A 3,859-nucleotide genomic window follows, 5' to 3' on the forward strand; every position below is an offset into this window, starting at 1 on the left:
CTATCTGCCCGATTTCTATGTCAAAAAGTGTCGAAATCGGGGATTTTTGTGCAATAAGTGTCGAAATCGAGGAAATGTGTCAATTCTGTGGCAAGCGTCCGATTTCTATAGCCAAAAGTGTCGAAATCGAGGGTTTTTGTGCAAAAACTCCCGTTACCGCACTCAACGACCGAAAATGCGACCAAAATGTCGTGTATGCAGTTTTGTCGCGTTTTTTGTCTCAAAACCCCGATTTCGACACCTAAATCGCTAAAAACGGTACTTTTTGCGATTTATCGTGTTTTTGTCCTGTTTTCGTCCACTTCGTGCATATATCGTTCGGATTTGGCGATTTTGGCGTTTTATCGTAAACATCATGTATAGAAGATTTTTTCTGATAAAATCAGAAATATATTTCTTCAGGTGTATTCCGTGTCTGGATATTTTTACACAAGACATCTCTTATATTTACTTGAAATATGATGGATAAACCTCTTGAATACCTTGAAATTTGAACAAAACGATCCGGCTCTTAACCTCAAGCTGCAATGCCACCTGATCAATGTGATCCGGAAAAAAAGTCATGGCGCGCGCTCTGAAATCACTCCGACAGACTTGCAGATCATGTTTTTGGAGCACAGGTTACGCTTGCGGATCCAGAATCCACCCCGCGGACACCAGACTGCGACCTTCGCCACTTTTATCGACGCCCTTTCCAACGCCTTGAGCCCAGAACTGCAAAACCTCATTCTGGCCTCAGGCTCCCGAAATCCCTCTCTTCAGACAGATCGCATGCCCAAACCTGTTTCTGGCGACATGACGCAGGCTCTGGCTGTCTTTTTTCATGAAGAACAGATTTGGAACTTGCAGCGTCAAATTCGCGAAGCTTACGAACGTTCCGGTTCGACCACACCGCGCTATGAATTTTGCAATTACGTGCAAGATCGCACCCTGATAACCGGTACGCCGCGTGGCATTCTGGGCCGGGCGCTCCACATCGCGGCACGACAATACATATATCATCCCGAGCTTCCCCTCTCGCTGCAACGTTGTCTGCACGCGTTGAACGAGACGCACGGCGCCGAAGATCTGCTTGTGCCACCCTGTGAGTTTCGGGAAGGATCAACACAGAAAAACACTGGTAAAAAATCCCGAAAACACACGCTCAGCCTGGCGACATTCAAAACGCTCAAAGCATCCTATGCTTCCGTTCTTCCTCTTCTCGCTGCCATGGACGTGATCTGGTGTGGACGTTATCTTCCCTCTCATCCTCTTTCTGCATGGACCGGTTCACATGAGCAGAGCGGTCGGGACTACCGTCCCGGACATAGCTTCATGGACACTCCGGAAGATCTCGATATTGCCAGGCGAACCCTGTCTTACACCCGCTGGTTTTGGAACTGGGGACTGCAGCACGGCTCTCGCAAAGCGCAGAACAGACTGCTTGATCCGGCGACAACACCCGAGATCGAAAGTGATGTCCCTGAGGCGTACGCCATGACAGCAATGCCCACCACAATGGATCAGACGCAGGAAAGTGCCGCGTCTCGCTCCTGCGCCTCAGGGGCATTCGCCCTGCCTCTTGCACCTCTGCCCGAGCCCCTTCTCAAGGCGCTTAAAAGCTATCGGGATTCCAATACCAAAAAACCAGAAACCGGAACGGGTGAAGGCTAAATCATTTAAGCCTCCACCCTCTTCCCGGAATCTGAAAGTTTCTGCTCATTGGCACACAAGGGGATCTGTCATGAGCAGCAGACTATCGTTTCAGGACCTGGAGGAGACACAGGGATGTCAGACACCGCCCGCACAAAAAATGGCACGGGCATTACAGGAACTTGTCACACGTCTGGCGCGGCAGGCTGCACGCGCCCATGTCCTCTCGAGCCTCCCTTCGAATGCACTCCAGAACGCAACCGCATCAGAACGGAGAGTCTGAAATTTATCTTGCCCACAACGCTGTGGATCGGGAACAGTCAACCGGTGTAATGCAGTGCTCACACAAAGAGCATCAGGGACCCTCACGCATACGCGGCCCTTATAGTGATCGATCTGTTGGCCGCCTCACCATTTTCCCTGACATGACATGCCGCTATCTGACTGGTGCCTGCGCAACCACACGCCTCTTTTCGGGGAGTCCATCTGCGGCCAGTCTCTCACAGGAACCCGAGAGACCGTCCATGATGAAAGTTGCCCTGTACGCCCGTTATTCCTCAGACAATCAGCGGGATGCCTCAATTGAGGATCAACTCCGGATATGCCGCGCCTACGCGGAAAAACAGGGTTGGCCGATCGTCCGGGGTTATACGGATCATGCCGTCTCTGGCGCCTCTCTGTTCCGCTCCGGTATTCAGGCCCTGATCGCTGATGCGCAGCAGGGGCACTTTACGGTCATTCTGACCGAGGCTCTGGACCGTCTCTCACGCGATCAGGCCGATGTCGCCACCCTGTTTAAAAACCTTCAGTTCATGGGTGTGCGGGTCTTTACCCTTTCCGAGGGAGAAATCACCCCTCTTCATATCGGTCTCAAAGGCACCATGAACGCGCTGTTCCTGAAGGATCTGGCGGAGAAGACCCATCGTGGTGTGCGTGGACGCGTGGAACAGGGCAAGTCCGGTGGCGGCAATGCCTATGGTTATGATGTGGTCGCAGAAACAGACGGACATGGCAATGTCATGCGCGGCGCACGTGTCATCAATGACGCTCAGGCCGTGATCGTCCGCCGCATTTTTCAGGACTATGCCGCCGGAAAATCCGCGAAAAAGATTGCCGTGTCCCTTAATGAGGATCATGTCCCCTGCCCGACAGGTGGCGCATGGGGATTTTCCACGATCAACGGCAATCGAACGCGCGGCACCGGTATTCTGAATAACGAGATATATATCGGTAGGTTGGTGTGGAACCGGTTGCATTACCTCAAGGATCCGAAGACCGGCAAACGCGTCTCCCGCCTCAACCCCGAAGCCGCTTGGGTCATACGGGACGTGCCGGACCTGCGGATTATTGATCAGGATCTGTGGGATGCAGTCAAGGCCCGCCAGAAAACCCTTGAAGCCAGCCCGGATATCAGAGCCGGTCACAGTCACGACCATTTCCGCGCAAGACGCCGTCCAAAATATCTGTTCTCGGGCTTGCTGAGGTGTGGCTGCTGTCAGGGGGGGTACAGCATGATCTCGAAACACCTGCTTGGCTGCTCGAACGCCCGCAACAAGGGTATCTGCGCCAATCTTCAGAACATCCGGCGCGATGTTCTGGAAGATCGGGTACTGGATGCCCTGCGACATCGTCTACTGAACCCGGAACTTTTCAGACTGTTCTGCGACGAATTCACCAAAGAGGTGAACCGCCAGCGTCTGCAAGGCGCTGTCGACATCACGGCAGCTCAGGCAGAACTCTCGAAGGTAAAGGGCAAACAGGAGAAGCTTCTCGATCTGTATCTGGAAAATCGGGTGAGCAAGGAGAGCCTTGATCAGCAGAGCCTGAAGCTTGAAACCCGCAGGACAGAACTCGAGGCTCTTCTGGCCAGTTCCAAAGCCCCGCCTCCCCTGCTTCACCCGGAGATGGCCGGCGTTTATCGTGAGCAGATTTTCCGCCTGCATGAAGCTCTCAATTCTGAACTGGAGACCCAGCGTCAGGAGGCTGCGGAGATTGTGCGCTCGCTGATTGAAGCCATTATCCTCACGCCGTCTGATGATGGCATGCGGATTGACGTGCGTGGCGATCTGGCCAGCATTCTGACGATTGCGTGTGGAACACAAAAAAGCGCGAACGCTGGTATGCGTTCACGCTTTGATCCAAGATCGCAATTTGAGATGGTTGCGGGGGCAGGATTTGAACCTGCGGCCTTCAGGTTATGAGCCTGACGAGCTACCGGGCTGCTCCA

3 protein-coding genes are annotated in these 3,859 nt (G+C 53.3%); all 3 read left to right on the forward strand.

Features of this window, described 5'->3' with window-relative positions; all coding sequences use genetic code 11:
- On the forward strand, positions 1-245 hold a 245-nt coding region (locus tag CSR02_RS16720; RefSeq protein ID WP_208616783.1), incomplete at its 5' end, for a hypothetical protein.
- Between the two features lie 229 nt (positions 246-474).
- On the forward strand, positions 475-1,653 hold the full coding sequence (locus tag CSR02_RS01030; RefSeq protein ID WP_143225497.1) for a hypothetical protein: 1,179 nt from the start codon (positions 475-477) through the stop codon (positions 1,651-1,653).
- A 506-nt stretch (positions 1,654-2,159) separates the two neighbouring features.
- Positions 2,160-3,833 (forward strand): recombinase family protein, encoded by a 1,674-nt coding sequence (locus tag CSR02_RS01035; RefSeq protein ID WP_099540200.1) that lies wholly within the window; start codon positions 2,160-2,162, stop codon positions 3,831-3,833.
- The last annotated feature ends 26 nt before the right edge of the window (positions 3,834-3,859 follow it).

Source organism: Acetobacter pomorum (assembly GCF_002738225.1).
GTDB lineage: Bacteria > Pseudomonadota > Alphaproteobacteria > Acetobacterales > Acetobacteraceae > Acetobacter > Acetobacter pomorum.

Excerpts from the sequence above, each read along its gene's own strand:
- CSR02_RS01035 (WP_099540200.1), top strand. The coding sequence starts at position 2,160 with ATGAAAGTTGCCCTGTACGCCCGTTATTCCTCAGACAATCAGCGGGAT.